Source organism: Rhizobium sp. 18055, from assembly GCF_902706285.1.
Lineage (GTDB): Bacteria > Pseudomonadota > Alphaproteobacteria > Rhizobiales > Rhizobiaceae > Rhizobium.
The window spans coordinates 1-24,342 of the sequence record NZ_CACSKD010000003.1; the positions used below are offsets into that span (position 1 = coordinate 1).

The following is a 24,342-nucleotide window of genomic DNA, read 5'->3' on the forward strand; positions in this document are numbered from 1 at the left end:
GGTGGCGGCTCGTCCGGGGGAGGCGGCGGCGGCGGCGGTGGCGGCGGCTGGTGAGCGTTTTGGCTTGACCCCGGGCGAGCGTTTTGGCTTGACCCCGGGCGAGCGTTTTGGCTTGACCCCGGGCGAGCGTTTTGGCTTGACCTTTTCCTCCTCTGCCCTTAACCGCCAGACGGAAACGCGAAAGGGACGGGCATGAAGGTTCTGTTGATCGGATCGGGCGGACGCGAGCACGCACTGGCCTGGAAGCTGGCGCAATCACCTCAGCTGACCGAACTCTATGCGGCCCCCGGCAATCCCGGCATTGCCGACCACGCAACGCTGGTTGCGGTCAATGTCGAGGACAACGCTGCCGTCGTCGCCTTCTGCAAGGACAATACCATCGACTTCATCGTCGTCGGCCCGGAAGCGCCGCTGGTCGCCGGCCTTAGCGATGCCCTGCGTGCCGCCGGCTTTGCCGTCTTCGGCCCGTCTGCCGCTGCCGCCCAGCTCGAGGGCTCCAAGGGCTTCACCAAGGATATCTGCGCCCGCTACGATATTCCGACCGGAGCCTACCAGCGTTTCAACAATGGCCCCAAGGCGAAAGCCTATATCCGCGAGCAGGGCGCCCCGATCGTCGTCAAGGCCGATGGTCTGGCGGCTGGCAAGGGCGTCACCGTGGCGATGACCGTCGATGAAGCGCTGGCCGCCGTCGATGATTGCTTCGAAGGCGCATTCGGCGCTGCCGGTGCCGAAGTCGTGGTCGAAGCCTATCTCGATGGCGAGGAAGCCAGCTTCTTCTGCCTCAGCGACGGCACACATGCGCTGGCGCTGGCAACAGCGCAGGATCACAAGCGGGTGGGCGAGGGCGATACCGGCCCCAACACCGGCGGCATGGGCGCCTATTCGCCGGCGCCTGTCATGACGCCTGAAATGGTCGAGCGCACCATGAAGGAAATCATCGAGCCGACCATGCGCGGTATGGCCGAAAGCGGCCATCCCTTCTCCGGCGTCTTCTTCGCCGGCCTGATGATCACCGCCAAGGGCCCGGAGCTGATCGAATACAACGTCCGCTTCGGCGATCCCGAATGCCAGGTGCTGATGATGCGCCTGAAGAGCGATCTTCTGCCGATCCTCTATGCCACGGCAACCGGCACGCTGGACAAGGTGACGGCCGAGTGGAGCGACGATCCCGCGCTGACCGTGGTCATGGCCTCGAAGGGGTATCCTGCGTCCTACGACAAGAACACGCCGATCAAGTCCATTCCCGACGCTGGCGAAGGCGCCAAGGTGTTTCATGCCGGCACAGCTTTGAAGGATGGCGCACTGGTTGCCACCGGCGGCCGCGTGCTGAACGTCACGGCGACAGGCAAGACCGTCGGCGAGGCGCAGAGCCACGCCTACGCCCTGCTCGACAAGGTGGAGTGGGACAACGGCTTCTGCCGCCGCGACATCGGCTGGCAGGCGATCAACCGCGAAAAAGCCTGATCCGACTGCGAAATCGGGTCAGTTCTCTAAATTTTTACCCTTTCCCCTGACGGGATGGAAACAAAGCTGCGCTAAACCTGTGCCCAGGGTAAGACGGAGTGGTTCCATGCGTCAGGTTTTTGTGGGTGTTATCGGTGTGTTGATGGCGGGCTCCGCCATGGCATCGTCGATCGATGTGATCGGCTCCGATGCATTTTCCGCCAATAGCAGCATCATCAACAAGGTCTGCACGACCTGCCCGCCGCTCCAGGTGTTGCAGGCAAAGCGCGACTACACCGTTCCGACGCTTGCAGACGGCGCTCTCCAGCAGTCGCAGATCCGTGATGTGAACGGCGAAAAGAAGCTGTACCGTACCGAGGGCTGGATGGGTGGTTCGCCTGTCGTGTTCGTCACCAAGGCACCGGCTGTATCGATGGTCGCTACCGCGCCGACCGTTGACGGCGTCGATACGGCGACGACATCAGCCGTCATCGGCGGCGATGCCAGGCCTGTAGCGGCAGGTGTTGCCGGCCAGGCGCTGGAACAAAACCCGCCTCTCGACGTTTCTTCTTTCAAGCTCAGGCCTTGAGTTCAAAGTTCCCTGCCCCTCCCGTCCAAAGTTTCGGTCGATCGGGGTTCCATCGTAAAGGTGGATAAAATGCGTCCCTGAAGAGAAGCGGGGGCGCATTTTCTATTTTATATTTCTACTCAATTATCTGATTTTGTAATTATGCAATCATCTACGCATTGGTTAAGTATTTCTTAGATTAAAGCGGCCATTTTTAGCTACGACCGGTAGCAGCATGTCAATTGAGCAGCAGTAGCAGCAAGTGGCGCAACCCGCCCTTGCATACGCGGTAGGAAACCGCGCCGGATTATTTAACCGAGCTATGTTGCGAGGCATCATGAAGAATCTTAAAATTTCCAGGCAGCTGTTTTTGCTTGTCGCCGGTCTGATGGTGGCGTTCTGCGTCGCCTCCTATCTACAGATCCGGTCATCGGCCGACGCCATCTATCACGAGCGCAACGAAATGCTCCGGACCCAGGTGGAGTCGGGCATCTCGATCATGCAGCAATATTACGATCGCGAAAAAGCCGGCGAACTCACGCACGATCAGGCCGTCGCACAGGCATACAAGCAGCTCAGCGGCATCCGCTTCGAGCCCAACGGCTATTTCATCGGTTACGACTACGACGTTGTTCTGCGCATCATCTACGACACGGCCAAGATTGGCAAAAGCAGCAAGGGCGTGCCGGACTCGAAGGGCAAGCCTTATCGCGACGAAATCGTCAAGACCGGCAGGGCAGGCGGCGGCATCGTCGATTTCTACGGTCCGAAGCCTGGCCAGCCGGCCGATGTGCTGGTCCGCAAGAGCGTCTACACCAAGGCATTCGAGCCCTGGCAGGTGGTCTTGGCAACCGGCGTCTATCTCGATGATCTCGACGCGCAGGTTCGTGCCGATGTCCTGAGGGCGCTCTCCGGCGGTCTTGTCGTGCTGCTTCTCGGTGGTGCGGCTGCCTTTTATGTCGTTCGCAGCATTTCGGCTCCACTGACGCGCATCCATCATGCTCTGCAGGCCGTTGCCGACGAGAACGTCACCATGGTCATTCCCCACACCGACATGAACAACGAAGTCGGCATGATGGCGAAGGCCACCAAGTCGCTGCAGGAAAAGGTCCGTGAGCGCCACGCCATGTCCGAGCGCGAGGCAGCCCAGCAAATGGCGCTCGACGACGAACGCGAAAACAACCAGCGCCAGCAGCGCGACGAAACATCGGTTCAGGCCCATGTCGTCTCGACCATCGGCAAGGCCCTCGAACAGATCGCCCGTGGCGACCTGACGATACGCTGCGCCGATCTCGGCCAGAAATACGCAGCCCTGCGTGACAACTTCAACGATGCCCTGACGCATCTCGAGGCTGCCATGTCCAAGGTCAGCGTCAAGGGCGGCGACATCGCCGTCAGCAAGGAAGAGATCCGCCGCGCCTCCAACGAGCTGTCGCAGCGCACCGAGCGCCAGGCAGCAGCGCTGGAGGAAACCTCGGCAGCGCTCGACCAGCTCAGCGTCGCCGTCCGCCACACCGCCGAAGGCGCCAAGGAAGCCAGCCAGCGCGTCCACTCGGTCAGCTCCGAAGCCAGCCGCAGCGATGCTGTGGTCACCCAGGCGATCGAAGCCATGGGCGGCATCGAAAAGTCGTCCGACGAGATCGGCAAGATCATCGGCGTCATCGACGACATCGCCTTCCAGACCAACCTTCTGGCGCTGAATGCCGGTGTTGAGGCCGCACGCGCCGGTGAATCAGGCAAGGGCTTTGCCGTCGTCGCCCAGGAAGTCCGCGAACTGGCTCAGCGCTCCGCCGCTGCCGCCAAGGAGATCAAGGACCAGATCGCCCGCTCCTCCGGTCAGGTCGATCAGGGGGTCCGTCTTGTCGGCGAGGCCGGCGAAGCGCTGAAGCGGATTTCAGATCAGATCAAGGCCGCCAACGACATCGTCTCGAAGATCGCCCACAGCGCCTCCGAGCAGGACACCACGCTGCGTGCCATCACCTCGTCGATCAACCAGCTCGACGCCGCCACCCAGCAGAACGCCGCCATGGCCGAAGAGACGACCGCCTCGGCCGAATCGCTGGCCAGTGATACCGACGAACTGCTGCACCTGATCAGCAGCTTCCGCGTCGGCAATGGCAGCGACCATAACGCCAACCAGACCCGCCGCGCCGCATAAGGCCTGGCGCGAGGATGCCGATCACGGCCGCTGGAGCACTCCGGCGGCCGTTTTGCTTTGCTGCACGCACAAGCCGCCCGTTTCAGATCGTTTGCGACGTTCCATTTTTTGGCGGCGTGGTCAGATCCTCGGCACAAGGCCGAGGATGACGCAAGTTACGTGTAAACGTCTGTATTTCAATAGGTTGTAGTTTGTGCGCGCCCTCTCCATCGTCATGCTCGGGCTTGTCCCGAGCATCTGCAACCGTCCGATTGGCGCAACGTGAATGGACCTTGCGGACAATCCGGAAGATGACGCCAGGCGCGTGGTACAGGCCACGATCAAGCCCCGAATGCCTGGCAGCCTCAGTCTTGATCATCAACCAGCTCGGCCAGCCGATCGATCTCCCTGTCGGAGAAAACCGCAATCCCCGCCTGCGTCAACAACGCCGCCGTCACGCCGCTCCCGCTGTGTCTGGCGCCTGAGAACGAGCCGTCATAGATGAAGCCGGAGCCGCAGGACGGGCTGCCGTCGATCAATAGCGCGTAGCGGCAGCCGGTTTCGGTGGCGAGACTGAGCGCATTCTCCGCAGCCTGCCGGAACCCGTCGGTCACATCGCCACCTGATATCTCGACGACGCGCGCCCGGCCTGCCAGCACATCCGCACCCGCAGCCCCGCCTTCGATCTCCGCCGGCGGCCGTGGCACCGGCATGCCGGCCGACATCTCGGGACAGATCGTCACCAGCCGGCCTTCCGCCCGCCAACGCTCGATCGCCGGATGGACGAGTGGCTTCGCCTGGCCGTCATAGCGAACGGCATGGCCCATGAGACAGGCACTGACGAGAATCTTCTGCATGGATTGGGCATATCGCGGAGGAGCCCGCAGTTCCAGCCTCAAGCGGCAGCAACGGCGAGATGGACGCCGGTCTCTTGCTGCAACCGGCTTATGATGCCGAACAGATTGTCGGCCCGTGGATTGCCCTTGGCGCTAAACATTCGCATCAGGCTCTTCGGCGGCGTTCCGACCAGCTCGGCAAGTCGCTCGAAGCCAACCGTCGCATTGATGAAATCGCGCAGGACCGCCTTGCCGGTCTCGACGTCGCCGGACAGCAGCAGTTCCACGGCATCCGAAAGCAGTGCCGCGCGAAAAGCGGCATCGCTGGCCGCGCGCGCCTTGATCGTGTCCCTGAAATCGCGTGTCAGTGCCATCTCATCGGCCCTTTCTCTGCTTGTAATCGACCCAGCGCATCAGCGCCGTGGCGATATCGGCCCGCTGCCGTTTCTTTGTTCCGCCGGCCAGCAGGATGACCAGCTGCTCGCCGTCGCGCCCGAAATAGATCCGATATCCCGGCCCGTAGTCGATCCGTTATTCGAGCAGGCCGGAACCGACGCCCTTTACATTGGAGAGGTTGCCGGCCTCGATGCGTGTCAGCGCGATGGCGACCTTCGACGCAGCGCGCGCCTCAATGCCGGCAAACCACAGCGCGAAAGGGCTTGAACCGTCCTGATCCAGATATTCGAGGATCTTCATGCCAAAATGGTATCACATGCGTTACCAATATCAATCAGCAACCCTTGCATGGCGAGCATGAACGTGGTCATGGGAAAGCTGAAGCATTGGCCCTGCAGCGCCGTCGTCGAGCGAGGGTTCCGGCCAGCCGATCATCGAGAGCAAAGCATAGCATGACGACCCTCGCAGCCTACGCCGGCCTCTTCGCCATCTCCTTCATCGCCGCGACCATCTTCCCGATGCAGTCGGAAGCGGGCCTTGTTGCGCTGATCGTCTCGGGCAAATACGCGACGCTGTTGCTGGTCGCCTTCGCCAGCGCCGGCAATGTCTTGGGCTCGGTGGTCAACTGGCTGCTCGGCATGGGCATCGAGCGCTTTCGCGATCGCCCGTGGTTTCCGGTCGGGGGTGTGGCGTTCGACCGCGCGCAGCGCTGGTATCAGCGCTATGGCAAGTGGTCGCTGCTGGCGAGCTGGCTGCCCATCGTCGGTGATCCGATCACCGTGATCGCTGGCGTCATGAAGGAGCCGTTCGTGACCTTCATCGTCCTGGTCACCATCGCCAAAACCGCGCGTTACGCGGTTCTGGCTGTCGTCACGGCAGGCGTCATCGGCTGACGCCCGCTCTTTTTCTTAGCCTGCGATCTTCGAGAAGTCGGCAACGGTGCCAGTAGCTTCGCGGATCAGGCGCAGCAGCGCGAGACGATTGGCGCGGATGGCGGCATCCTCGTCGTTGACCAGAACATCGGTGAAGAACCGGTCGACAGGCGCGCGCAGCGTCGAAAGCGCTGCCATCGCCGAGCGGAAATCTTCCTTCTCGATCGCTGCCGACGCCTCGGCAGACGCCTTGGTGATCGCCGCAAACAGTTCCTTCTCGGCATCGAGCTTCAACAGCGGCTCCGACACGCCATCGGCAACGACGGTGCCCTTCTTCTCCTCGGCAGCCAGCAGCTGCACGGCGCGCTTGGTGCCGGCGAGCAGGTTCTTGCCGTCCTCGGAGCTGACGAAGGCCGTCAGCGCCTCGACCCGGCGGGCGACCATGCGCAGGTCGTCGGTCTCCGGCGTCAGCACCGCGTCGATCAGGTCGTGGCGGGCGCCCTGGTCGCGCAGGTAGACCTTCAGGCGGTCATGGAAGAACGACAGCAGGTCGAGCTGGCGCGACATGTCGTCGGCTGCAACCTTGCTTGAGGTATCCATGTCGATGCGGGCCATGTGGCTGACGATCCGCGGCAGCAGCGTCAGGTGCACGCCGCGCTCGAGAATGATGCGGATGACGCCGAGCGCTGCACGGCGCAGCGCAAACGGGTCCTTCGAGCCGGTCGGCTTTTCGTCGACCGCCCAGAAGCCGATCAGCGTATCCAGCTTGTCGGCGAGCGCTACCGTGATCGCCACCTTGTCCTGCGGCAGCTTGTCGGACGGGCCCTGCGGCTTGTAATGCTCTTCGATGGCGGTGGAGACGACGGCGTCCTCGCCCTGCAGCGCCGCATATTTGCGGCCCATCACGCCCTGCAGCTCCGGGAATTCGCCGACCGCTTCGGTGCGAAGGTCGGCCTTGGCCAGCACCACGGCGCGATCGACCAGCTTGTAGTCGGCGCCGGCCGGGAAGGCCACCTTGGCGGCCATGGCGCGGATGCGCTCGACCCGCTCGCCCTGGGTGCCGAGCTTGGCATGGAAGGTGACGTTCAGCGCATCGAGCTTCGCCATCCGCTGGTCGAGCGGCTTCTTGAGGTCGAGGCTGAACTTTTTGGCGGACGTCTCCAGCGTTTCAAGATCCGGCAGGTTGCCCTGGTCGCGCTTCCAGAAATGCAGCGCGTCGGAGAGCCGTGCACGCACCACCTTGCCGTTGCCGTGAATGATTTCCTTGCCGCCATCGCTGGCCTCGATGTTGGAAATCAGGATGAAATTGTTCGAAAGCGTCTCTTCGCCCGGTTTGCGGGTGACGAAACACTTCTGGTTGGTCTTGATCGTCAGGCGGATGATCTCAGACGGGATCGCCAGGTAATCCGCCTCGAAGCTGCCCATCAGCACCTGCGGCCATTCGACCAGCCCGGACACCTCTTCCAGCAGGCCTTCGTCCTCGACCAGCTCCAACCCATTGGCGAAGGCGACGTCGCGGGCATCATGCAGGATGATGTCCTTGCGGCGCTCGGCATCGAGGATCACCTTGGCCTTTTCGAGGCTGGCGACATAATCGTCGAAACGCTTGACGGTGATCGCCGCAGGCGCATGGAAGCGGTGGCCATAGGTGATGTTCGAGGCGACGATGCCGGCGATCTCGAACGGAATGACCGAGGTCTCTTCATGCTCGGTGCCGAACACGCAGACGATCGACTGCAGTGGCCGCACCCAGCGCAGCGAGCCCGGCTGCGCCGAGGCCTTGCCCCAGCGCATCGGCTTCGGCCACGGGAAATCGCGGATGATCGATGGCATCACCTCGGCGATGATCTCCTCGGCGGCGCGGCCGGCCTTGGAGATGATCGCGACATAGAAATCGCCCTTCTTCGGATCGCTCTGAACCTGCGCTTCGGCAATCGACGAAAGCCCGGCACCGCGCAAAAAGCCCTCGATCGCCTTCTCGTTGGCATCGGTGCGCGGACCCTTGCGCTCTTCGCGCACGTCTGCGGACCGCGCGGTGAGGCCGCGAATGTCGAGCGTCAGCCGGCGCGGCGTCCAGTATTCGCGCGCACCCTCGTAGGAAAGACCGGCTTCGACCAGCGCGTCGGTGACGAGCTTCTTCAGGTCGCCGGCAGCCTTGCGCTGCAGGCGGGCCGGGATCTCTTCGGAGCGGAGTTCTAGGAGCAGATCGGGCATGTCACTTTCCTTGCCTTCCCGGGGAAGGCGCTACCTGGCGGGTCTGAAAACGGTCGCCTCTGCTAGCAAAGAATGGCGCAGGTGTACAAGCAGCAAAAGCGGGGAAGGGGGACGAAGTAGCACTACGTCGCTGGCGCTGTGCTGCGTGGCGCCCCCTCATCCGCCTGCCGGCACCTTCTCCCCGTGGGGGAGAAGAGGCTCGCGGCACAGTTTTGCTTCTTTCTAGCCTCGGGCTAGCCTCGGGGTTGAGAGAGGCGAGCGGGTGCGGCTATCCTCTTCTCCCCCAGGGGAGAAGGTGGCGGCAGCCGGATGAGGGGGGCCATCCGGTAAAAGACCGCCCCCACCAAAATCCCCACCTTCCACAGCCCAGACCCGTCTCGGGCATTGCCTTGCCGCTTTTCGCCGCTATGGTCCGCCAACTTTCGATGAAACGCAGGAACCATCATGGCCGCTGATATCCGCATGCTCTCCGCAGTCATCGCCTCCGAGATCAAGGCCCGGCCCGATCAGGCCAAGGCGGCGATCGAGCTGCTGGATGAGGGCGCGACCGTGCCGTTCATCGCGCGCTACCGCAAGGAAGTGACCGGCGGGCTCGACGATACGCAGCTGCGCGATCTGGCCGAACGCCTCGTCTATCTCCGCGAACTGGAATCGCGCCGCGACACCATCGTCGATTCCATCAACGGCCAGGGCAAGATGAGCGACGAGCTGCTGGCCAAGCTCAAGGGCGCCGCCACCAAGGCCGAGCTCGAGGATCTCTACCTCCCCTACAAGCCGAAGCGCCGCACCCGCGCCGAAATCGCTCGCGAACGGGGCCTCGGCCCGCTGGCCGAGGCGATCCTGTCCGATCGCGCCAGGGAGCCGGCGACACTGGCCGAAGCCTACATCTCAGCCGAGGTGCCCGACATCAAGACGGCGCTCGAAGGCGCCCGCGATATCGTTGCCGAAGGCATTGCCGAAAACGCCACGCTGCTCGGCAGGCTCCGCGCCCATATGCGCAGCGCCGCTTTGCTGAAGGCGAGGGTGGTCGATGGCAAGCAGGGGTCAGGCGAGAAATTCTCCGATTATTTCGACCATACCGAACGCTGGGCCACAGCCCCCGGCCACCGCGCGCTCGCCATGCTGCGCGGCTGGAACGAGGAAGTGCTGACGCTCACCATCGAGGCCGATGCCGAGACCGCATCGCCGGGCAAGCCCGTCGAGCGGATGATCGCCAATGCCTACGAGATCGGCAACAGCCGCCCCGCCGATCGCTGGCTGATGGAAGTTGCCAGCTGGACCTGGCGCGTCAAGCTCTCCATGTCGCTGTCGCTCGACCTGATGCGCGAGATGCGCGAGCGCGCCGAGGAAGAGGCGATCCACGTTTTCGCCCGCAATCTCAAGGACCTGCTGCTCGCAGCCCCCGCCGGTTCGCGCCCGACCATGGGGCTTGATCCGGGTATCCGCACCGGCGTCAAGGTCGCGGTCACGGATGCGACCGGCAAGGTCATCGCCACCTCCACCGTCTATCCGTTCCAGCCGAGAAACGACGTGCGCGGCGCCCAGGTCGAGCTTGCTTCTCTGATCCGCAAGCACAATGTCGAGCTGATCTCGATCGGCAACGGCACCGGCAGCCGCGAGACCGAAAAGCTGGTGGCCGACATGCTGGCCGAGCTGCCCGGCACCAAGCCGACCAAGGTGATCGTGTCGGAAGCCGGCGCCTCGGTCTATTCGGCCTCTGCGGCTGCGGCTGCCGAATTCCCCAATCTCGACGTGTCGCTGCGCGGCGCCGTCTCCATCGCCCGCCGTCTGCAGGATCCGCTTGCAGAACTCGTCAAGATCGAGCCGAAGTCGATCGGCGTCGGCCAGTATCAGCATGATGTCGACCAGACCAAGCTGTCGCGCTCGCTCGATGCCGTGGTCGAAGACGCGGTGAATGCCGTTGGCGTCGATCTCAACATGGCCTCGGTGCCGCTGCTTGCCCGCGTCTCCGGCCTCGGCACCTCGATTGCCGAAGCCATCGTCAAGCATCGCGACGAGACCGGCCGTTTCGAGACCCGCCGCGATCTCCTGAAGGTCGCCCGTCTCGGCCAGCGCACCTTCGAGCAGTGTGCCGGCTTCCTGCGCATCCGCGACGGCAAGGAGCCGCTCGATGCCTCGTCGGTGCACCCGGAAGCCTATGGCGTCGCCAAGAAGATCGTCGCCGCCTGCGGCCGTGATCTCAGGGCGCTGATGGGCGATAGTTCGGTGCTGAAGTCGGTCGATCCACGCCAGTTCATCGACGACAAGTTCGGCCTGCCGACCGTCAAGGACATCTTCGCCGAGCTGGAAAAACCCGGCCGCGACCCGCGCCCGAGCTTCAAGACCGCCACCTTTGCCGAGGGGATCAACGAAATCTCCGATCTGCAACCCGGCATGACGCTGGAGGGCACGGTCACCAACGTCGCCGCCTTTGGTGCCTTCGTCGATATCGGCGTCCACCAGGACGGTCTGGTGCATGTCTCGCAGCTCGCGGACCGCTTTGTCAAAGACCCTCACGAAGTTGTGAAAGCCGGCGATGTCGTCAAGGTTCGGGTCGTCGAGGTCGATGCCAAGCGCAAGCGCATCGCGCTGTCGATGCGCAAGGATGATGGCGCGGCGGCGCCGGCGCCGCGTGGCGAAAACCGCGCAAATCCAGCGCCTAAGGCTGGCAACGAGCGGCGCACATCGGCGCCCAAGCAGGAGTCACAGGGGGCATTCGGCGCGGCTCTGGCGGAGGCCATGAAGCGAAAATAAGGACTTGCGCATAGGCATGGCAGAAATGTCACACTTTGGCGACCTTGTCGCCGAAGGGCCAAATACGGCGCTTGTATGACGGGTTGGAGGGTCTAAGTTTATCGGATTATCCTGTCACATTGCGAGGCCTCATTCATGGCGTCGGCTTTCTTATCGATTGTCCAGAAAATTATCCGCAAGGGTAATCTCACGCTCACGCTCGCCAACGGCGAGACACACATAATCGGGGACGGCACCGGAGATCCTGTTGCCGTCCGCATCGCCGACGAGGAAGCGGAGAAATTCATCCGCCGCGACCCGACCCTCAAGCTTGCAGAAATGTACATGGACGGCCGGTTCATCGTCGAACACGGCAACATCTACGATTTCCTGGCGATGGTGAAACAGAACACCACCAACGAGATCTTCGACATCCCGATGGCAGCCCTTCTGATCGGCCGCATTGCCCTGCAGCAGCTCAAGAGCCGCCTTCCCGTCAACCACAACAAACGCAACGTCGCCCATCACTACGATCTCTCGGAAAAGCTGTTCGAGCTGTTCCTGGACGAGGACTGGCAATATTCCTGTGCCTACTACAACCCGCCCGGCATCAGCCTGGAGGAGGCGCAGGTTGCCAAGAAGCGCCATATCGCCGCCAAGCTGCTGCTTGAGCCGAACCAGCGGGTGCTGGAAATCGGCTCCGGCTGGGGCGGGATGGGCATGTATGTCGCGGAATCGACGCCGGGCGTCGATCTCACCGGCATCACGCTGAGCGAAGAGCAGCTGAAGATCTCCCGCGAAAGGTCGCAGAAACGCGGCCTTGCCGATCGCGTCCGCTTCGAACTGCAGGACTACAAGACGATGAAGGGTCAGAAATTCGACCGCATCGTCTCCGTCGGCATGTTCGAGCATGTCGGCATCGGCAATTTCCCCGGCTTCTTCCGCAAGGTGCACGAATTGCTGGCCGATGACGGCGTCATGGTGCTGCACTCGATCGCCCGTCCGAAGCCAAGCTTCGGGACCAATGCCTTCATCGAGAAGTACATCTTCCCGCAAGGCTATATTCCCTCGATCGGCGAGACGCTGCCGGCCATCGAAAAGGCGAACCTCCTGGTCCGCGACGTCGAGGTCCTGCCGCTGCACTACGCCTACACGCTGCGCGACTGGCGGGAGCGTTTCGTGGCGCGCCGGGCGGAAGCCGTGGCGCTCTATGACGAACGCTTCTTCCGCATGTGGGAGTTCTACCTGGCCGGCTCCGAAATCGGCTTCCGCTGGGACGAGCTGTTCATCATGCAGATCCAGATTTCCAAAAATCAGTATTCCACCCCCGACAGCCGTGATTATATCGCGGCCAACGAGGCGAAGCTGAAGGAATTCGAGGCAACGCGTCCGCCGCTCGAAAAGGTCATTATCTGACCAATCGAAAAGGCGCGGCGAAACCCGCGCCTTTTTCATGTCTGCCGGTTTAATCTGAAAGGACCCCGAGATGAGCAGTGCATTCCCCGAGATCACGCTCGTCCGCCACGGCGAAACCGAATGGAGCCTGTCGGGCCGCCATACCGGCCGCAGCGACATTCCGCTCACAGAAAACGGTAAGGCCGCTGCCGAAAAGGTCGGCCCAAGACTGGCCGGCCATGTCTTCGCCGAAGTCTGGACCAGTCCATCGCAGCGCGCCCGCAACACCTGCAGCCTTGCCGGTTTCGAGGCCGGCGCCATCGTCAAGCCGGATCTCGCCGAATGGGATTACGGTGCCTACGAAGGCATCAGGACCAAGGAGATCCTGGAGGGACGCCCCGGCTGGCAGCTGTTTCGCGACGGCTGCCCGGATGGAGAGATGACAGCCGATATCGGCGCCAGAGCCGACCATATCATCGCCGAAATCCGCGCCGCCAACACCGCGATCCTGATCTTCTCCAGCTCGCATTTCCTGCGCGTGCTCGGCGCCCGCTGGCTCGGCCTGCCGCCGGAGGACGGCGCGCGGTTCATCCTGGACACGACGAGCATCAGCGTTCTCGGCTACGAGCACGATTTGACCGAGCCGGTGATCCGGCGCTGGAACGGGCAATAGGTCGCGTTGCGTGTGGCGCCCCCTCATCCCCGGTGCAACTTGTTGCACCGGGGATGAGGGGGCTCCGCCCTCCAACCCCGCTTGACCGCCACCACAACCCGTCGCTAGATGGCCCCATGCAACAGATCGACGGAATCACCGGGCGTGTCGCCGATGCGCCTTCCAACAACTGGGTCTATCGGGTCCTGCCCCCGTGGCTCTGGCCCTATGCGCAGCTGGCGCGCTGGGACCGGCCGATCGGCTGGCAATTGCTGCTGTGGCCGTGCTTCTGGTCGGCGGCGATGGCGGCCAATGCGGCTGCCCATCTCGGCCTGTTTTCCGGCGGTCAGCTGATCTACCATCTGGTGCTTTATTTCATCGGCTCCGTCGCCATGCGCGGCGCCGGCTGCACCTATAATGATCTGGTCGATCACAAGATCGACATGGAAGTCGCCCGCACCCGCTCGCGGCCGCTGCCATCCGGCCGCGTCACCCGCAGCCAGGCGAAGATCTTCATCGTCCTGCAAGCGCTGGTCGGGCTCCTGGTCGTCCTCCAGCTCAACTGGTTCTCGGTCATCCTTGGCATTACATCGCTGGCCATCGTCGCGCTCTATCCCTTCGCCAAGCGGTTTACCGACTGGCCGCAATTCTTCCTCGGCCTGGCGTTTTCATGGGGCGCGCTGATGGGCTGGGCGGCGATCTTCGGCAGCCTGTCGCTGGCGCCGGTGCTGCTCTACATCGCCGCCGTCGTCTGGACGATCGGCTACGACACCATCTACGCCCATCAGGACAAGGAGGACGACGAGTTGATCGGCGTCCGCTCCACCGCCCGCCTGTTCGGCGACCGGACCAAGCCGTGGCTGGTCGGTCTTTACGGCCTGATGCTGGTGCTGACCTTCGCCGCCTTCCTGTTGGCCGGCGTCGGCTTCTTCGCCTATCTCGGCCTGCTGATTGCTGCTGGCATGTTTGCCTGGCAGATCGTCACGCTCGATATCAACGACGGTGATCAGTGCCTGGCGCTGTTCAAGTCGAACAACCGCGTCGGCGCCATCATCTTTGTCGGACTGTTTCTGTCGCTGCTGTTCGTTCTGCCGTAGGTTTTAAGGCACATGCTGCATGATGATCTGTGTGTGCAGCATTGGCGCATCGGCGCCGAAATAGGTTTCGAGCAGCGGCAGGAAATCGTCTGACAGATAGAAATCCGTCAACGCCCGATCCGCCAGCAGCCGAAAATCGGCGTCATTCCGGCGCAAGGCGATCGCATAGGGTTCGTGCGTGAACAGGCGATCCCCGACCTCGAGCAGGGACGGATCGCGCGCCCGGGTGGCCAGGCTGGTGAGCAGCACCTGATCGGCGATATAGGCATCGATCCTGTGGTCCTCCAGCGCCTTCAGACCCTCTTCGTGCGTCTCGAAGTCGGCAATCGTTGTCTTCGTCGACACCTGGCTTTGCAACGCTTCGTGCAGTGCCGCACCCGTCGTGCTGTTTGCCCGCGCGCCGATGACGCTGCTGGAGACGACGCGGTCGCTGACGGCGCGAACAGCGGGCTTGTCGAAAAAGAATGTCTGCAGGTAGCTGGGCGAATCCTTGCGCAGCAGCGCGCTCGCCCCGGTCAGGAAGATCGGCTGTGAGAAATCGACGATTTCCCGCCGCTGCAGATTGACGGTAACGGCGCCGCAAAGCAGATCGACCTGTTCGGTCTTCACGGCATCGAAGCCGTTGGCGAGTGTCATCTCGATATAGTCACGCTTCAGGTCCGGAACGTGGTGCTCTATGTCGTCGGCAATCCTGTTGCACAGGTCGATGGCATATCCCGTCGGACTGGCGCCCGCCTTGCTGCCGGTTACAATGGAAGAGAAGGGGGCTTCATCATCGATGTAGCCGATACGCACGCTTCCGCGCTGGGTGATGGTGTCGAGAGTAGCAGCGCCTGCGGCCAATGCCGAAAGGCAGAGGGCGACGATCGCCAGCGGAAGTCGTCTCATGCACTTTGCCATCCGCATGATGCCCATCTCCGAACCACGGTTGCGATCTCAAAGCTTTGCACGCAGCTTATGGGGCGCCCGCCATTTGTCAACCGAGGGCACCTTGGTGCTTCTGCCATCTTGGGCCATGGCTGTCACATCCGATCATCGCCGCTTCCAACGATCGAGGAGCGACCTGAGGTCCGTATTCACCGAAGGCAGCGTTGCAACCCATAACGAAAGCGCAGCCGCACTGAAGGACGCTCCCAAGGCGCAGACGCCTGGCCAGCCGAAATGGGCATAGGCCGTTGTCGTGCCGGTCGCTCCGATAGCACTGCCGATCGAATAGAACACCATATAGCCTCCGATCATGCGGCCGCTGTTTTGCGGCTGCAAAGCCACGACGGTGCTCAGATTGGTGACGTGCACGGCCTGAACCGCGAGATCGAGCAGGAGCACGCCGACCACTAGCAGCGGAATGGAAAACGGGAGAAAGGCGATCAGTCCCCATGATGCCATCAGGATCGCCAGAGAAACGCCCGTTGTCCATTGACCATGGCCGCGATCCGCAATCTTGCCTGCATATGTTGCCGCAATCGCTCCAGCCAGCCCGACCAGGCCGAACAGCCCGATCTCTGTATGCGAATAGGACAGTGGCGGTGCGCTAAGTGGAAGCACCAGCGCGGTCCAGAACGTGCTGAACGCCGCGAAGATGAGAGCTGCCAAGGCGGCTCGAACGCGCAGGACCGGTTCGCGCAGAAGCATGAGTGGTATGGACAGCAGCGCCCCGGCATAGGTGTCCAGGCTCCTCTTCCCCGGTTCCCGAGGCAGCACCCATGCGACGAGGCCGACCATCAGCAATGTCAGCACGGCAGACACCATGTAGACCGCTCTCCATCCGCCAAGATCGGCAACGACACCGGCGATTGACCGCGCAGCGAGGATGCCGGTCACGATGCCGCTGGTGACCATGCCGACGACCCTGCCGCGTTGCGCAGCCGTTGCCAGCGCTGCGGCATGGGCAACGAGCACCTGAACGACAACGGCCAGCAGCCCCATCACCGCCATGCCTGCAAACAGCATTGTTTCCGTACCCGATGTTGCCACGGCAACGAGCGCGATTACCGATAGAATACCTTGGCCGACGATCAGCCGACTACGGTCGACAAGGTCGCCGATCGGCACGATGAAGATCAGCCCCAACCCGTAACCGACCTGCGTCAGCGTCACGATCAGGCCGATGGCGGAGGACGAGATCCCGAAATCGCCCCCCATGACATCGAGCAGGGGTTGGGCATAGTAGACATTCGCCACGCTGACACCGGCAGCGGCGGCGATGATCAATGTCTGTATTCTCGACAGGCCGTCTATCTGCCGTCCGGATGCCACATGGCGTGTTCCGTTGTCCATCGTGCGGTCCTCTGCATGAAATCCACTCTGGTTTCATCTTGAAACCACTTTGAATGCCGCATTTCTAGTTCTAAGTTGGAACCAGTATCGACGAATGGAGGACGAGGATCATGGTCAAGCGTGTCAGCCTGTGGAATGAGGGTTGCCCGGTCGCGCGGTCTCTGGATGTGATCGGGGATTGGTGGTCGCTGCTGATCATTCGCGATGCGTTCGATGGTGCCCGGCGCTTCAGCGAGTTCCAGCAGGGGTTGGGGATCGGCAAGGGCGTGCTGGCCAGCCGGTTGCGCGACCTCGTGGAGCGAGGAATTTTCGAAACCTGCCCCGCCTCGGATGGAACCGCCTATCGTGAATACGTGCTGACAGCGACAGGACGCGGCCTCTTTCCGGTCATCGTGGCGCTTCGCCAGTGGGCAGAGGACTGCCTGTTTGCACCGGACGAACATCGATCGTCGCTGGTCGACAAGGAGAGAGGCGTTTCTATCGCGCGGCTCGAAGTCCGGTCCGTGGATGGCCGCGCTCTCGCCTGGAGCGATACCCAGGTCCGTGGCGTGGTGACTAGCAAGCGGAAAACACGCGCTCCGGCTTGAGTGAAGCGCAGCTGATGGCGCAATCGGTTGCCGCGATCCGGCACTCCAAGATCCCGCTCGCCGCGACGATAAACGAAAGACCCGGCACACTGGCCGGGTCTTTCCGTTCGTGACAGGTCGCGCGCGTCTCAGTTGCGGGCGATGATTTCCTTGCCTTCGATCTTCATCGCCACGCCGAGCGAGCCGGTCGAGCGGCGCACCAGGAAGCGCGGACGGCGGTTGGCGAAGTAGGAGTGGCGGCGGCGGGGCTTCAGGTGGCTGGTGCGCAGCTCGCCGAGATGTTCTTCCAGCGGGCGGGCAACGCCATCGGCCTCGACCATCAGCATCGGAATGCGGAAGGCTTCCGACCAGCCGCGCCAATCGGCGGCGATGTCGGAAAGATCATGCGCCACCAGCAGCGGCACACAGAGATCGGGATCTTCGTGGTGCAGCTCGAGCGTTACGGTCACTTCGCCATTGCCATGGTCGATGGCGCGGGCGGCGACGCCCTTGAATGCGCGCTTCGGCAGGGCGATGGAGAGTGGCAGGCCGCTCGAAGGCAGGATCTTGCGGAGAATGGCGCCGCGTTCGTCGATCGTTATGCTGACGTCACTTGTGGAGTCGTGGATGGCGTAGCTGACCTGCTGCGGAAAGCGTGACGGATCGAGACGCAGTGTCGCTCCAGCCCATGCGGGCTTCATAACGGTGTTGGTCATGTTCATTTCTACCCTTGTCTTACCTGAGAGCCGGTTTCCGGTCTTCTCCTCGGGACTTCTCGTCCTCTGTGGCTGACAATAGGCGGCGGCTGTTCCGGACAGCTTAAAAATCGCGGTTAAGAAAACTTTGCCTCCGCTGATGGTTATCAAAACCGATCGTGGCAAGGTTTCCGAGGAGTGAACGAGGAGGTGTGCCAACCCGTAACAGCGGGCGGGTAAGTCTCGGGTAAGCTTTTCATAGCAAAATGGGCCAGAACCAGTCTGTCCTTATTCTAAGACTTTGCCGGAAAAGAACGCTCATGATCTCCGCTTCGTTGGCCTACAATATATTGACGAACGATATGCAGAAGAGCCTCGACCGCGTCGCATCGCAGTCGACGGTGAAGCGCGAAGCTCAGTATTACGAAGATAATATCAATAAAGTCAAAGACATAGACGACTTTCTCGGCAACTATAAACTCTACAGCTATGCGATGAAGTCCTATGGTCTTGAGGACATGACCTACGCCAAGGCGTTCATGAAGAAGGTCCTCGAGAGCGACTTGACCGATCCGGAAAGCTTTGCAAACAAGCTGTCGGACACGCGCTACAAGGATTTCGCATCGGCCTTCAACTTCGGAACGACGGCGACGGACGCGCAAAGTGACACGCAGGAAGACGATCTTCTCGGTCTCTACACGCAGTCCTATGCCGACGAAGGCACGAAAGCGACGACCGAAACGAACTATTACAGCACAGCGATCGACAAGGTGCAGACCGTCAGCGGTATCACCGGAAATACTCGCTTGCGGACATATGTGCTGGGCGCTTTTGACATCGATCCGACCTATGTCTCGTCCAGTTTCCTCAGCCAGGTTCTGACCAGCGACATCAACGATCCGACCAGTTTCGTCAATGTCAACGGCAACGCCAAATACAAGGCGCTCGCCGCCCAGTTCAGTTTCAATGCCGATGGCACGGTCAATGGCGCCGCGCAGACCGCGACACAGAAGAATGCCGTGATGGAACAGTACAACCTGACTGTTCCCTCGATCGTCACTCCGAAGGCCGCCGAATACAACAAGGCCTATTTCCAGGCGAACATCGGCAATGTCACCGATGTCGATGGCCTGATCGCCGACAAGCGGCTGACCTCCTATATCAAGTCCGCATTCAGCATGGGTGCTGATTTCAGCGACGCCGCCCTGAAGAAAGTGCTGACCGATTCCAGCTATGCGACATCGCTCGACTACGGGTCCGTGAAGGCCGCGTTCAATTTCAACGCCGATGGCACGATCGATACCTCCAAGGCATCCTATGTCGCCCAGACGTCCACCCAGATGGGTTCGATGGCATCGACGGCCGATGGCCTGGCAAGCGCCTATAACGCAAAGATCACCGGCATCCAGACCGTTGACGACCTGATTGCAGATCCGAAGATGACGGCCTTCATCAAGAACGCCTACGGCATGTCGTCGACGTTGAGCGACGCCGACCTCAAAAGTGTCCTGACAGATCCCACCTACGCCACCATGCTCGGCTACGAGACGGTCAACGCGTCCTTCAACTTCCAGGCAGACGGCACCGTCTCCTCGGGTGCCAGCGCGCAGACCAGCACCCAGATCCGTCAGATCGGCGACAACGCCGCCGACAATCTCACCTATTTCCAGAACAAGATCGGCACGCTCTCCAGTGTCGATGCTCTGATCGCCGATCCGAAGATGACGGATTTCCTGAAGGCAACCTATGCCATACCAGGCAATACGAGCGATGCAGATCTGAAAAGCATCCTGACCGATCCAGCTTTTGCAGCCTCCGCCGGCTTCAGCAATGCCAATGCCGCCTTCAGCTTTGCCGCCGATGGATCAGCCTCTGCTGCCTCAGGCCCGCAAAGCACACTGCAGACGAACAATGTCAGCACGCTCTACACCGCACATTACGCCGATGACCAGCAGACCGCGATCGATGAGGCCGTGGCCAACTACAAGACGCGCCTGACCGACGGAAACGTCGACAACATCACCGATCTCCTGCGCTCCAACGCGACAGCCGATACCGACAGGTCCAATGACAGCCTGCCGGACCCATACCAGGTCGCGCTCCGCGCCTATGGCCTGACGGAGCAGGATATGCCGCGCTCGACAATGCGCAAGCTGCTGGCGAGCGATCCCTACGATCCAGAGGGTTATGTCGCCTCGTTCAAGGATGAGCGCATCACCAACCTGGCGCGTTCCTTCAACTTCGATTCCGACGGCGAGGCGACCTCCGAGATACAGGCGCTGCCGACGGCGGTCATCGCCAAATATGCAACGACCTACAGTTCCCTCGCCACCCTGGGAATGGCCGCCGGTGCCGTCAGAGACAAGGCATCCAAGGATGCCAAGACTGATGTCGATGACTTTGCAACGGCCATGGCCGACGTCAAGTCTCTCGATGATTTCCTGTCGAACGACAAGCTGACCAGTTTCGTCCTGAAGGCCAATAGCCTCGATCCGAAGGACTACGACGAAGCGACATTGCGCAAGATATTCACCTCCGATCCGACGGATACCCGCAGCTATCTGAACGCGACGGCTCCAACGGTGTTCAAGAACATCGTTGCCGACTTCAACTTCGATATGGCAGGCGATCTCACACGATCGAAGATCGGTGCCATCCAGAACGTCGGCGCCCAAGACCGGACGCAGCAGAGCTACCTGCAGATGACGCTGGAAACCCAGCAGGGCGAGACCAATGACGGCGTCCGTTTGGCGCTCTACTTTGCCCGCAAGGCGCCAAGCGTCACCTCGATCTACACGCTGATCGGCGATCAGGCGCTGTTCCAGGTGATCACGACGACCTACAGCCTGCCGACCAGCATGTCGAACATGGACGTCGACAAGCAGGCCGACCTGTTGAAGAAGTTCATCGACGTGACCGATTTCCAGGATCCGAAGAAGATCGACAAGCTGATGACGCGCTTCACGGCGATGTACGACCTGGCGAACAACACAACCACATCGCCGGCGCTCAGTATCATCCAGGCGTCCAACACCGCGCGTGCCAACAGCAACAGCAACAGATAATGGGCGCCTGAAGTCGAAACGCTCCGGCGTGCAACCAAAGCACGCCGCTTGGGCGCTCGGCAGGTACGACCGGCAATACCCGACGCCGATCGATCAATCGACGCTGACGACCTTGCCGGGGTTCATGATCCCGGCCGGATCGAAGGCATGCTTTATGCGCCGCATCAGGTCGATCTCGATTGCCGGGCGGATCGCCGCCAGTTCGTCGCGCTTCAACTGGCCGATGCCGTGTTCTGCCGAGATCGAGCCGCCATGCGCCAGAACCAGCCCGTGAACGATGACGTTCATCTCGTGCCAGCGGGCCACGAACGCCTGCTTGTCGGCACCGATGGGCTGGGAGATGTTGTAGTGGATATTGCCGTCGCCCATATGGCCGAAGGCGCAGATGCGCGCACCCGGCATCGCCGCCATGACCGCCCGCTCGGCCTCGTGCATGAACTGCGGCACCGTCGAGACAGGCACCGAGACGTCATGCTTGATTGACCCGCCTTCCGGCTTCTGCGCTTCCGACATGCTCTCGCGCATGTGCCAGAGCGCCGTCTGCTGCGCCACCGACGAGGCGATCACCGCATCCTGCACCAAGCCCTGCTCGAACCCCTGTTCCAGCACCGCCGTCATCATCCGCTCCGCGGTTTCGGCCGAGTCCGAAGTGGAGATGTCGATCAGCACGTACCAGGCATGCGCCGTCTCCAGCGGATCGCGCACCCCGTCGATATTGCGGGCGGTGATCTCGACGCCGAAGCGCGGCATCAGCTCGAAGCCGGTCAGCGATGTGCCGCACAGGCTGGAGGCAAGATTGAACAGCGACAGCGCATCCTCGACCGAGTTGAGCCCGGCAAACGCCACCTGCTTGCCGAGCGGCTGCGGAAACAGCTTGAGCACCGCGCCGGTGATGATCCCGAGCGTGCCTTCGGCGCCGATGAACAGGTCGCGCAGATCGTAGCCGGTATTGTCCTTCTTCAGCCGGCGCAGACCGTCCCAGATCTCGCCGGTCGGCAGCACCACCTCGAGCCCGAGGCAGAGCTGGCGCATGTTGCCGTAGGCGAGAACCGCAGTGCCACCGGCATTGGTCGACAGGTTGCCGCCGATCCGGCACGACCCTTCCGAGCCGAGCGACAGCGGAAACAGCCGGCCATGCGCTTCGGCCGCCTTCTGCACCTCGGCCAGGATCGCCCCGCCATCGGCCACCAGCACGTTGGCAACGGGATCGACGTCGCGGACCTTGTTCATCCGCTCTAGCGACAGGATGATGTCGGATTTCCCCTCGCGCGGTGTCTGGCCGCCGACCAACCCGGTATTGCCGGTCTGCGGCACGACGGCAGTGCCGGTCTCGCTGGCAAGCTTCATGATCGCGGACACTTCCTGCACATTGGCAGGCTTCAGCAGCATCGGCGAGGCGCCACGATAGAGGCCACGGTTCTCGATCAGGTGCGGCGCCAGATCGGCTTCTCCGCGCAAGGCATATTTGTCGCCGACGATGGCTGCAAAACGGTCGAGTAGGTCAGGTGAAACGCTGCTCATCGGGCTTTTGTCCTCTGTCATTCCCGCGGCGCTGCGGCGCGCCGCAGCCGGTCGTTGATGGCTTCGCCGAGACCCTCGTCGGGAATGGCGGTAAAGGCGATGGTCGCAGCACCGCTGGCATCGGCCCGCTTCATGTAATCGAACAGATTGGTTGCCGCTTCGGCAAGATCGCCGTTCGGGCTGAGATTGAGCACGATCCGTGCCGTCTCCGAACCGACGACAGGCGAGGCGCCGAAGGCGATCAACGCCTCCCGGTCCCCGACGTCAACGGCGTCCAGCCGAACGGCTGCACCGGGCGCATAATGCGAGGCCAGCATGCCCGGCGCCTCGATGGCAGCCGATGCCGTCTTCGAGCGCATCAGTCTCTGGCCGCTGACGCGTTCGATCTCAGAGGCGGGCAGCCCGCCCGGGCGCAGCAGCCTGATCTTGCCGTTCTCGACCTTGACGATGGTGGACTCGACGCCGACATCGCTGGCACCGGCATCGAGGATAAGTTTGATCTTGCCGCCGAGATCGGCCTCGACATGGGCAGCGCTGGTGGCGCTGATCTTGCCCGATGTATTGGCGCTGGGCGCTGCCAGCGGGTGACCGAACGCACGGATCAGTTCGCCGGCAAATCCCTTCGGCACGCGAATGCCGACGGTGTCGAGACCGGCCGTTGCCAGCGCATGAATGCCGCTTTCGGTCTTCAGCGGCACCACGATCGTCAGCGGACCCGGCCAGAAGGCTTCCGCCAGCGCCCGCGATATCGGATCGAAATCGGCATAGTCCTCGGCCATCGCAAGGTCCGCCATGTGGCAGATCAGCGGATTGAATTGCGGCCGGCCCTTGGTCTCGTAGATCCGTGCGATCGCCGCCGGATTGGTGGCATCGGCGGCAAGGCCGTAGACGGTCTCGGTCGGGATGGCGATCGGCAGACCGTCGCCCAGCACCTTACTGGCAGCCTCGATTGCCTGCTGCTTGTTGGTTCTGATGTCGATGATCTCTGCCATGGTCTGCCCGGATATCCTGTCCGGCAGTCCTTATGCCTTCCCGGCGCCTCGATCAACATCGGAGCTTTCGGATTGCCCGATCGAAGCTCGTCTTTGATCCCGATCGAAGCTTGTCTTTGATCCCATCAGAGCTGGCGAATGATTTCGCGCAGCTGCTCGTTGCGGGCCCCGAGCAACAGCACGTTGCGGATCGCCACCTGCGGATCGTCGGTGCGAAACAGCAGGCCGTTGCCACGGATATTGCGATCGATCGTCATCTTCTCGGCCGTATGCTCGCCGGGCCGGATCGCCACCGCGAAGTACATCCTGGAATAGCGGACATCGATCTTCTCGAAGAAATTGTCGTTGTCGCTGATGTCGGCATAGAAATTGGCGATGTAGAAGGCCCAGCTGACGGCCTGATACTCGGCGAACTTGGTCCGCGCCGCCGTGACGTGGCAATAGCCGAGATGCGGGCTGTCCGGCAGCGTGCGATGAAACACCATTTTCGGAAACTGGATGGTGCGGTGAAAGCCGTTGATATGCTGATGCGTCTTCTCGCCGGCTGTCTGCAGCTTGCGGCCGGTCTTCTCGGCCACTTCGTCATGGGTCAGATAGCGACGCTCGGCCGCCAGCCAGTGCGACTGGTGGCGGGTGATCTTGCCGGTGCGCAGGAATTCCGAATGCCGGGCGACAGGTTGCGCTGCCGGCTGGTCCATGTTCGCTTTGGCGTCGAAGTAACGAAGTTTCGCCATGGTCCCTGTTCCGCATGCTTGTCTGTTCGCGAAAGGATAGGCAAACATGCTTAACGTCATGTTAACCAGCGGGGTGCGGCGCAGCGGGCGAAAACCTGTGGTGCAAATTGTCGTAAACAGGATATCCTGATCGCGATCGGTGACCTGGC

21 protein-coding genes are annotated in these 24,342 nt (G+C 62.0%); 11 read left to right on the top strand and 10 right to left on the bottom strand.

Features of this window, described 5'->3' with window-relative positions; translation table 11 throughout:
* The 4 genes from GVL52_RS30630 to GVL52_RS06220 form a co-directional block, all read left to right on the top strand.
* Positions 1 to 196: hypothetical protein (locus GVL52_RS30630; RefSeq protein ID WP_210254107.1), on the top strand; the 196-nt coding region annotated here is incomplete at its 5' end.
* Positions 193 to 1,464 carry a phosphoribosylamine--glycine ligase gene (gene purD / locus GVL52_RS06210; protein WP_160004935.1) on the top strand — a complete coding sequence of 424 codons (1,272 nt, stop codon included), beginning with the start codon at positions 193 to 195 and terminating at the stop codon, positions 1,462 to 1,464. The genes GVL52_RS30630 and purD, both read left to right, overlap by 4 nt.
* 106 nt (positions 1,465 to 1,570) lie before the next feature.
* Positions 1,571 to 2,032, top strand: coding sequence for a plant virulence effector HPE1-like domain-containing protein (locus tag GVL52_RS06215; RefSeq protein WP_160004937.1), 462 nt, complete (start codon positions 1,571 to 1,573; stop codon positions 2,030 to 2,032).
* A 316-nt stretch (positions 2,033 to 2,348) separates the two neighbouring features.
* Positions 2,349 to 4,169, top strand: a complete 1,821-nt coding sequence (locus GVL52_RS06220) for a methyl-accepting chemotaxis protein (protein WP_160004939.1) — start codon at positions 2,349 to 2,351, stop codon at positions 4,167 to 4,169.
* A gap of 344 nt (positions 4,170 to 4,513) precedes the next feature.
* Here the strand turns inward: GVL52_RS06220 and GVL52_RS06225 are convergent, their stop codons facing one another.
* The 3 genes from GVL52_RS06225 to GVL52_RS30790 all read right to left on the bottom strand — a co-directional run bounded on the left by GVL52_RS06225 (position 4,514) and on the right by GVL52_RS30790 (position 5,680).
* On the bottom strand, positions 4,514 to 5,005 hold the full coding sequence (locus tag GVL52_RS06225; RefSeq protein ID WP_160004941.1) for a DUF523 domain-containing protein: 492 nt from the start codon (positions 5,003 to 5,005) through the stop codon (positions 4,514 to 4,516).
* A gap of 38 nt (positions 5,006 to 5,043) precedes the next feature.
* Positions 5,044 to 5,358 (bottom strand): DNA-binding protein, encoded by a 315-nt coding sequence (locus GVL52_RS06230; protein ID WP_160004943.1) that lies wholly within the window; start codon positions 5,356 to 5,358, stop codon positions 5,044 to 5,046.
* A 157-nt stretch (positions 5,359 to 5,515) separates the two neighbouring features.
* Positions 5,516 to 5,680, bottom strand: a complete 165-nt coding sequence (locus GVL52_RS30790; RefSeq protein ID WP_244619102.1) for a hypothetical protein — start codon at positions 5,678 to 5,680, stop codon at positions 5,516 to 5,518.
* Between the two features lie 152 nt (positions 5,681 to 5,832).
* Here GVL52_RS30790 and GVL52_RS06240 point away from each other — a divergent pair, with 152 nt between their 5' ends.
* Positions 5,833 to 6,273: a YqaA family protein gene (locus GVL52_RS06240; RefSeq protein WP_160004945.1), complete on the top strand. Its 441-nt coding sequence runs from the start codon at positions 5,833 to 5,835 to the stop codon at positions 6,271 to 6,273.
* Positions 6,274 to 6,288: 15 nt separating this feature from the next.
* Here the strand turns inward: GVL52_RS06240 and glyS are convergent, their stop codons facing one another.
* Positions 6,289 to 8,466 (bottom strand): glycine--tRNA ligase subunit beta, encoded by a 2,178-nt coding sequence (glyS, locus tag GVL52_RS06245; protein ID WP_160004947.1) that lies wholly within the window; start codon positions 8,464 to 8,466, stop codon positions 6,289 to 6,291.
* 444 nt (positions 8,467 to 8,910) lie between these two features.
* Here glyS and GVL52_RS06250 point away from each other — a divergent pair, with 444 nt between their 5' ends.
* The 4 genes from GVL52_RS06250 to ubiA all read left to right on the top strand — a co-directional run bounded on the left by GVL52_RS06250 (position 8,911) and on the right by ubiA (position 14,343).
* A complete protein-coding gene (locus GVL52_RS06250) occupies positions 8,911 to 11,220 on the top strand; it encodes a Tex family protein (RefSeq protein ID WP_160004949.1) in 2,310 nt (769 codons plus the stop codon).
* A gap of 135 nt (positions 11,221 to 11,355) precedes the next feature.
* Positions 11,356 to 12,615: a cyclopropane-fatty-acyl-phospholipid synthase family protein gene (locus GVL52_RS06255; RefSeq protein WP_160004951.1), complete on the top strand. Its 1,260-nt coding sequence runs from the start codon at positions 11,356 to 11,358 to the stop codon at positions 12,613 to 12,615.
* A gap of 70 nt (positions 12,616 to 12,685) precedes the next feature.
* Positions 12,686 to 13,267 (top strand): histidine phosphatase family protein, encoded by a 582-nt coding sequence (locus GVL52_RS06260; RefSeq protein ID WP_160004953.1) that lies wholly within the window; start codon positions 12,686 to 12,688, stop codon positions 13,265 to 13,267.
* A gap of 116 nt (positions 13,268 to 13,383) precedes the next feature.
* Positions 13,384 to 14,343, top strand: coding sequence for a 4-hydroxybenzoate octaprenyltransferase (gene ubiA / locus GVL52_RS06265; protein WP_160004955.1), 960 nt, complete (start codon positions 13,384 to 13,386; stop codon positions 14,341 to 14,343).
* A gap of 3 nt (positions 14,344 to 14,346) precedes the next feature.
* Here the strand turns inward: ubiA and GVL52_RS06270 are convergent, their stop codons facing one another.
* Both GVL52_RS06270 and GVL52_RS06275 read right to left on the bottom strand, forming a co-directional pair.
* Positions 14,347 to 15,231: an amino acid ABC transporter substrate-binding protein gene (locus GVL52_RS06270; RefSeq protein WP_244619103.1), complete on the bottom strand. Its 885-nt coding sequence runs from the start codon at positions 15,229 to 15,231 to the stop codon at positions 14,347 to 14,349.
* A 144-nt stretch (positions 15,232 to 15,375) separates the two neighbouring features.
* Positions 15,376 to 16,620 (bottom strand): MFS transporter, encoded by a 1,245-nt coding sequence (locus GVL52_RS06275; RefSeq protein ID WP_160004957.1) that lies wholly within the window; start codon positions 16,618 to 16,620, stop codon positions 15,376 to 15,378.
* A 110-nt stretch (positions 16,621 to 16,730) separates the two neighbouring features.
* Between GVL52_RS06275 and GVL52_RS06280 the strand changes: the two genes are divergently transcribed.
* Entirely contained in the window at positions 16,731 to 17,207 is a 477-nt protein-coding gene (locus tag GVL52_RS06280; protein WP_160004959.1) for a helix-turn-helix domain-containing protein, read from the top strand.
* A 128-nt stretch (positions 17,208 to 17,335) separates the two neighbouring features.
* Here the strand turns inward: GVL52_RS06280 and GVL52_RS06285 are convergent, their stop codons facing one another.
* Positions 17,336 to 17,902 (bottom strand): DUF6101 family protein, encoded by a 567-nt coding sequence (locus tag GVL52_RS06285; protein ID WP_160004961.1) that lies wholly within the window; start codon positions 17,900 to 17,902, stop codon positions 17,336 to 17,338.
* Positions 17,903 to 18,201: 299 nt separating this feature from the next.
* Between GVL52_RS06285 and GVL52_RS06290 the strand changes: the two genes are divergently transcribed.
* Positions 18,202 to 20,946 carry a DUF1217 domain-containing protein gene (locus GVL52_RS06290; protein WP_160004963.1) on the top strand — a complete coding sequence of 915 codons (2,745 nt, stop codon included), beginning with the start codon at positions 18,202 to 18,204 and terminating at the stop codon, positions 20,944 to 20,946.
* 93 nt (positions 20,947 to 21,039) lie between these two features.
* Here the strand turns inward: GVL52_RS06290 and GVL52_RS06295 are convergent, their stop codons facing one another.
* The 3 genes from GVL52_RS06295 to GVL52_RS06305 form a co-directional block, all read right to left on the bottom strand.
* A complete protein-coding gene (locus tag GVL52_RS06295) occupies positions 21,040 to 22,467 on the bottom strand; it encodes an FAD-binding oxidoreductase (protein WP_160004965.1) in 1,428 nt (475 codons plus the stop codon).
* 17 nt (positions 22,468 to 22,484) lie between these two features.
* A complete protein-coding gene (locus tag GVL52_RS06300; protein WP_160004967.1) occupies positions 22,485 to 23,459 on the bottom strand; it encodes an L-threonylcarbamoyladenylate synthase in 975 nt (324 codons plus the stop codon).
* A 125-nt stretch (positions 23,460 to 23,584) separates the two neighbouring features.
* Positions 23,585 to 24,193: a DUF6656 family protein gene (locus tag GVL52_RS06305; protein WP_160004969.1), complete on the bottom strand. Its 609-nt coding sequence runs from the start codon at positions 24,191 to 24,193 to the stop codon at positions 23,585 to 23,587.
* Positions 24,194 to 24,342: the final 149 nt, after the last annotated feature.

Excerpts from the sequence above, each read along its gene's own strand:
- GVL52_RS06220 (WP_160004939.1), top strand. The coding sequence starts at position 2,349 with ATGAAGAATCTTAAAATTTCCAGGCAGCTGTTTTTGCTTGTCGCCGGT.
- GVL52_RS06280 (WP_160004959.1), top strand. The coding sequence starts at position 16,731 with ATGGTCAAGCGTGTCAGCCTGTGGAATGAGGGTTGCCCGGTCGCGCGG.
- GVL52_RS06240 (WP_160004945.1), top strand. The coding sequence starts at position 5,833 with ATGACGACCCTCGCAGCCTACGCCGGCCTCTTCGCCATCTCCTTCATC.
- GVL52_RS06260 (WP_160004953.1), top strand. The coding sequence starts at position 12,686 with ATGAGCAGTGCATTCCCCGAGATCACGCTCGTCCGCCACGGCGAAACC.
- GVL52_RS06215 (WP_160004937.1), top strand. The coding sequence starts at position 1,571 with ATGCGTCAGGTTTTTGTGGGTGTTATCGGTGTGTTGATGGCGGGCTCC.
- GVL52_RS06295 (WP_160004965.1), bottom strand. The coding sequence starts at position 22,467 with ATGAGCAGCGTTTCACCTGACCTACTCGACCGTTTTGCAGCCATCGTC.
- GVL52_RS06275 (WP_160004957.1), bottom strand. The coding sequence starts at position 16,620 with ATGGACAACGGAACACGCCATGTGGCATCCGGACGGCAGATAGACGGC.
- GVL52_RS06290 (WP_160004963.1), top strand. The coding sequence starts at position 18,202 with ATGATCTCCGCTTCGTTGGCCTACAATATATTGACGAACGATATGCAG.
- GVL52_RS06285 (WP_160004961.1), bottom strand. The coding sequence starts at position 17,902 with ATGACCAACACCGTTATGAAGCCCGCATGGGCTGGAGCGACACTGCGT.
- ubiA (WP_160004955.1), top strand. The coding sequence starts at position 13,384 with ATGCAACAGATCGACGGAATCACCGGGCGTGTCGCCGATGCGCCTTCC.
- glyS (WP_160004947.1), bottom strand. The coding sequence starts at position 8,466 with ATGCCCGATCTGCTCCTAGAACTCCGCTCCGAAGAGATCCCGGCCCGC.
- GVL52_RS30790 (WP_244619102.1), bottom strand. The coding sequence starts at position 5,680 with ATGAAGATCCTCGAATATCTGGATCAGGACGGTTCAAGCCCTTTCGCG.
- GVL52_RS06225 (WP_160004941.1), bottom strand. The coding sequence starts at position 5,005 with ATGCAGAAGATTCTCGTCAGTGCCTGTCTCATGGGCCATGCCGTTCGC.
- GVL52_RS06250 (WP_160004949.1), top strand. The coding sequence starts at position 8,911 with ATGGCCGCTGATATCCGCATGCTCTCCGCAGTCATCGCCTCCGAGATC.
- GVL52_RS06270 (WP_244619103.1), bottom strand. The coding sequence starts at position 15,231 with ATGAGACGACTTCCGCTGGCGATCGTCGCCCTCTGCCTTTCGGCATTG.
- GVL52_RS06305 (WP_160004969.1), bottom strand. The coding sequence starts at position 24,193 with ATGGCGAAACTTCGTTACTTCGACGCCAAAGCGAACATGGACCAGCCG.
- purD (WP_160004935.1), top strand. The coding sequence starts at position 193 with ATGAAGGTTCTGTTGATCGGATCGGGCGGACGCGAGCACGCACTGGCC.
- GVL52_RS06230 (WP_160004943.1), bottom strand. The coding sequence starts at position 5,358 with ATGGCACTGACACGCGATTTCAGGGACACGATCAAGGCGCGCGCGGCC.
- GVL52_RS06255 (WP_160004951.1), top strand. The coding sequence starts at position 11,356 with ATGGCGTCGGCTTTCTTATCGATTGTCCAGAAAATTATCCGCAAGGGT.
- GVL52_RS06300 (WP_160004967.1), bottom strand. The coding sequence starts at position 23,459 with ATGGCAGAGATCATCGACATCAGAACCAACAAGCAGCAGGCAATCGAG.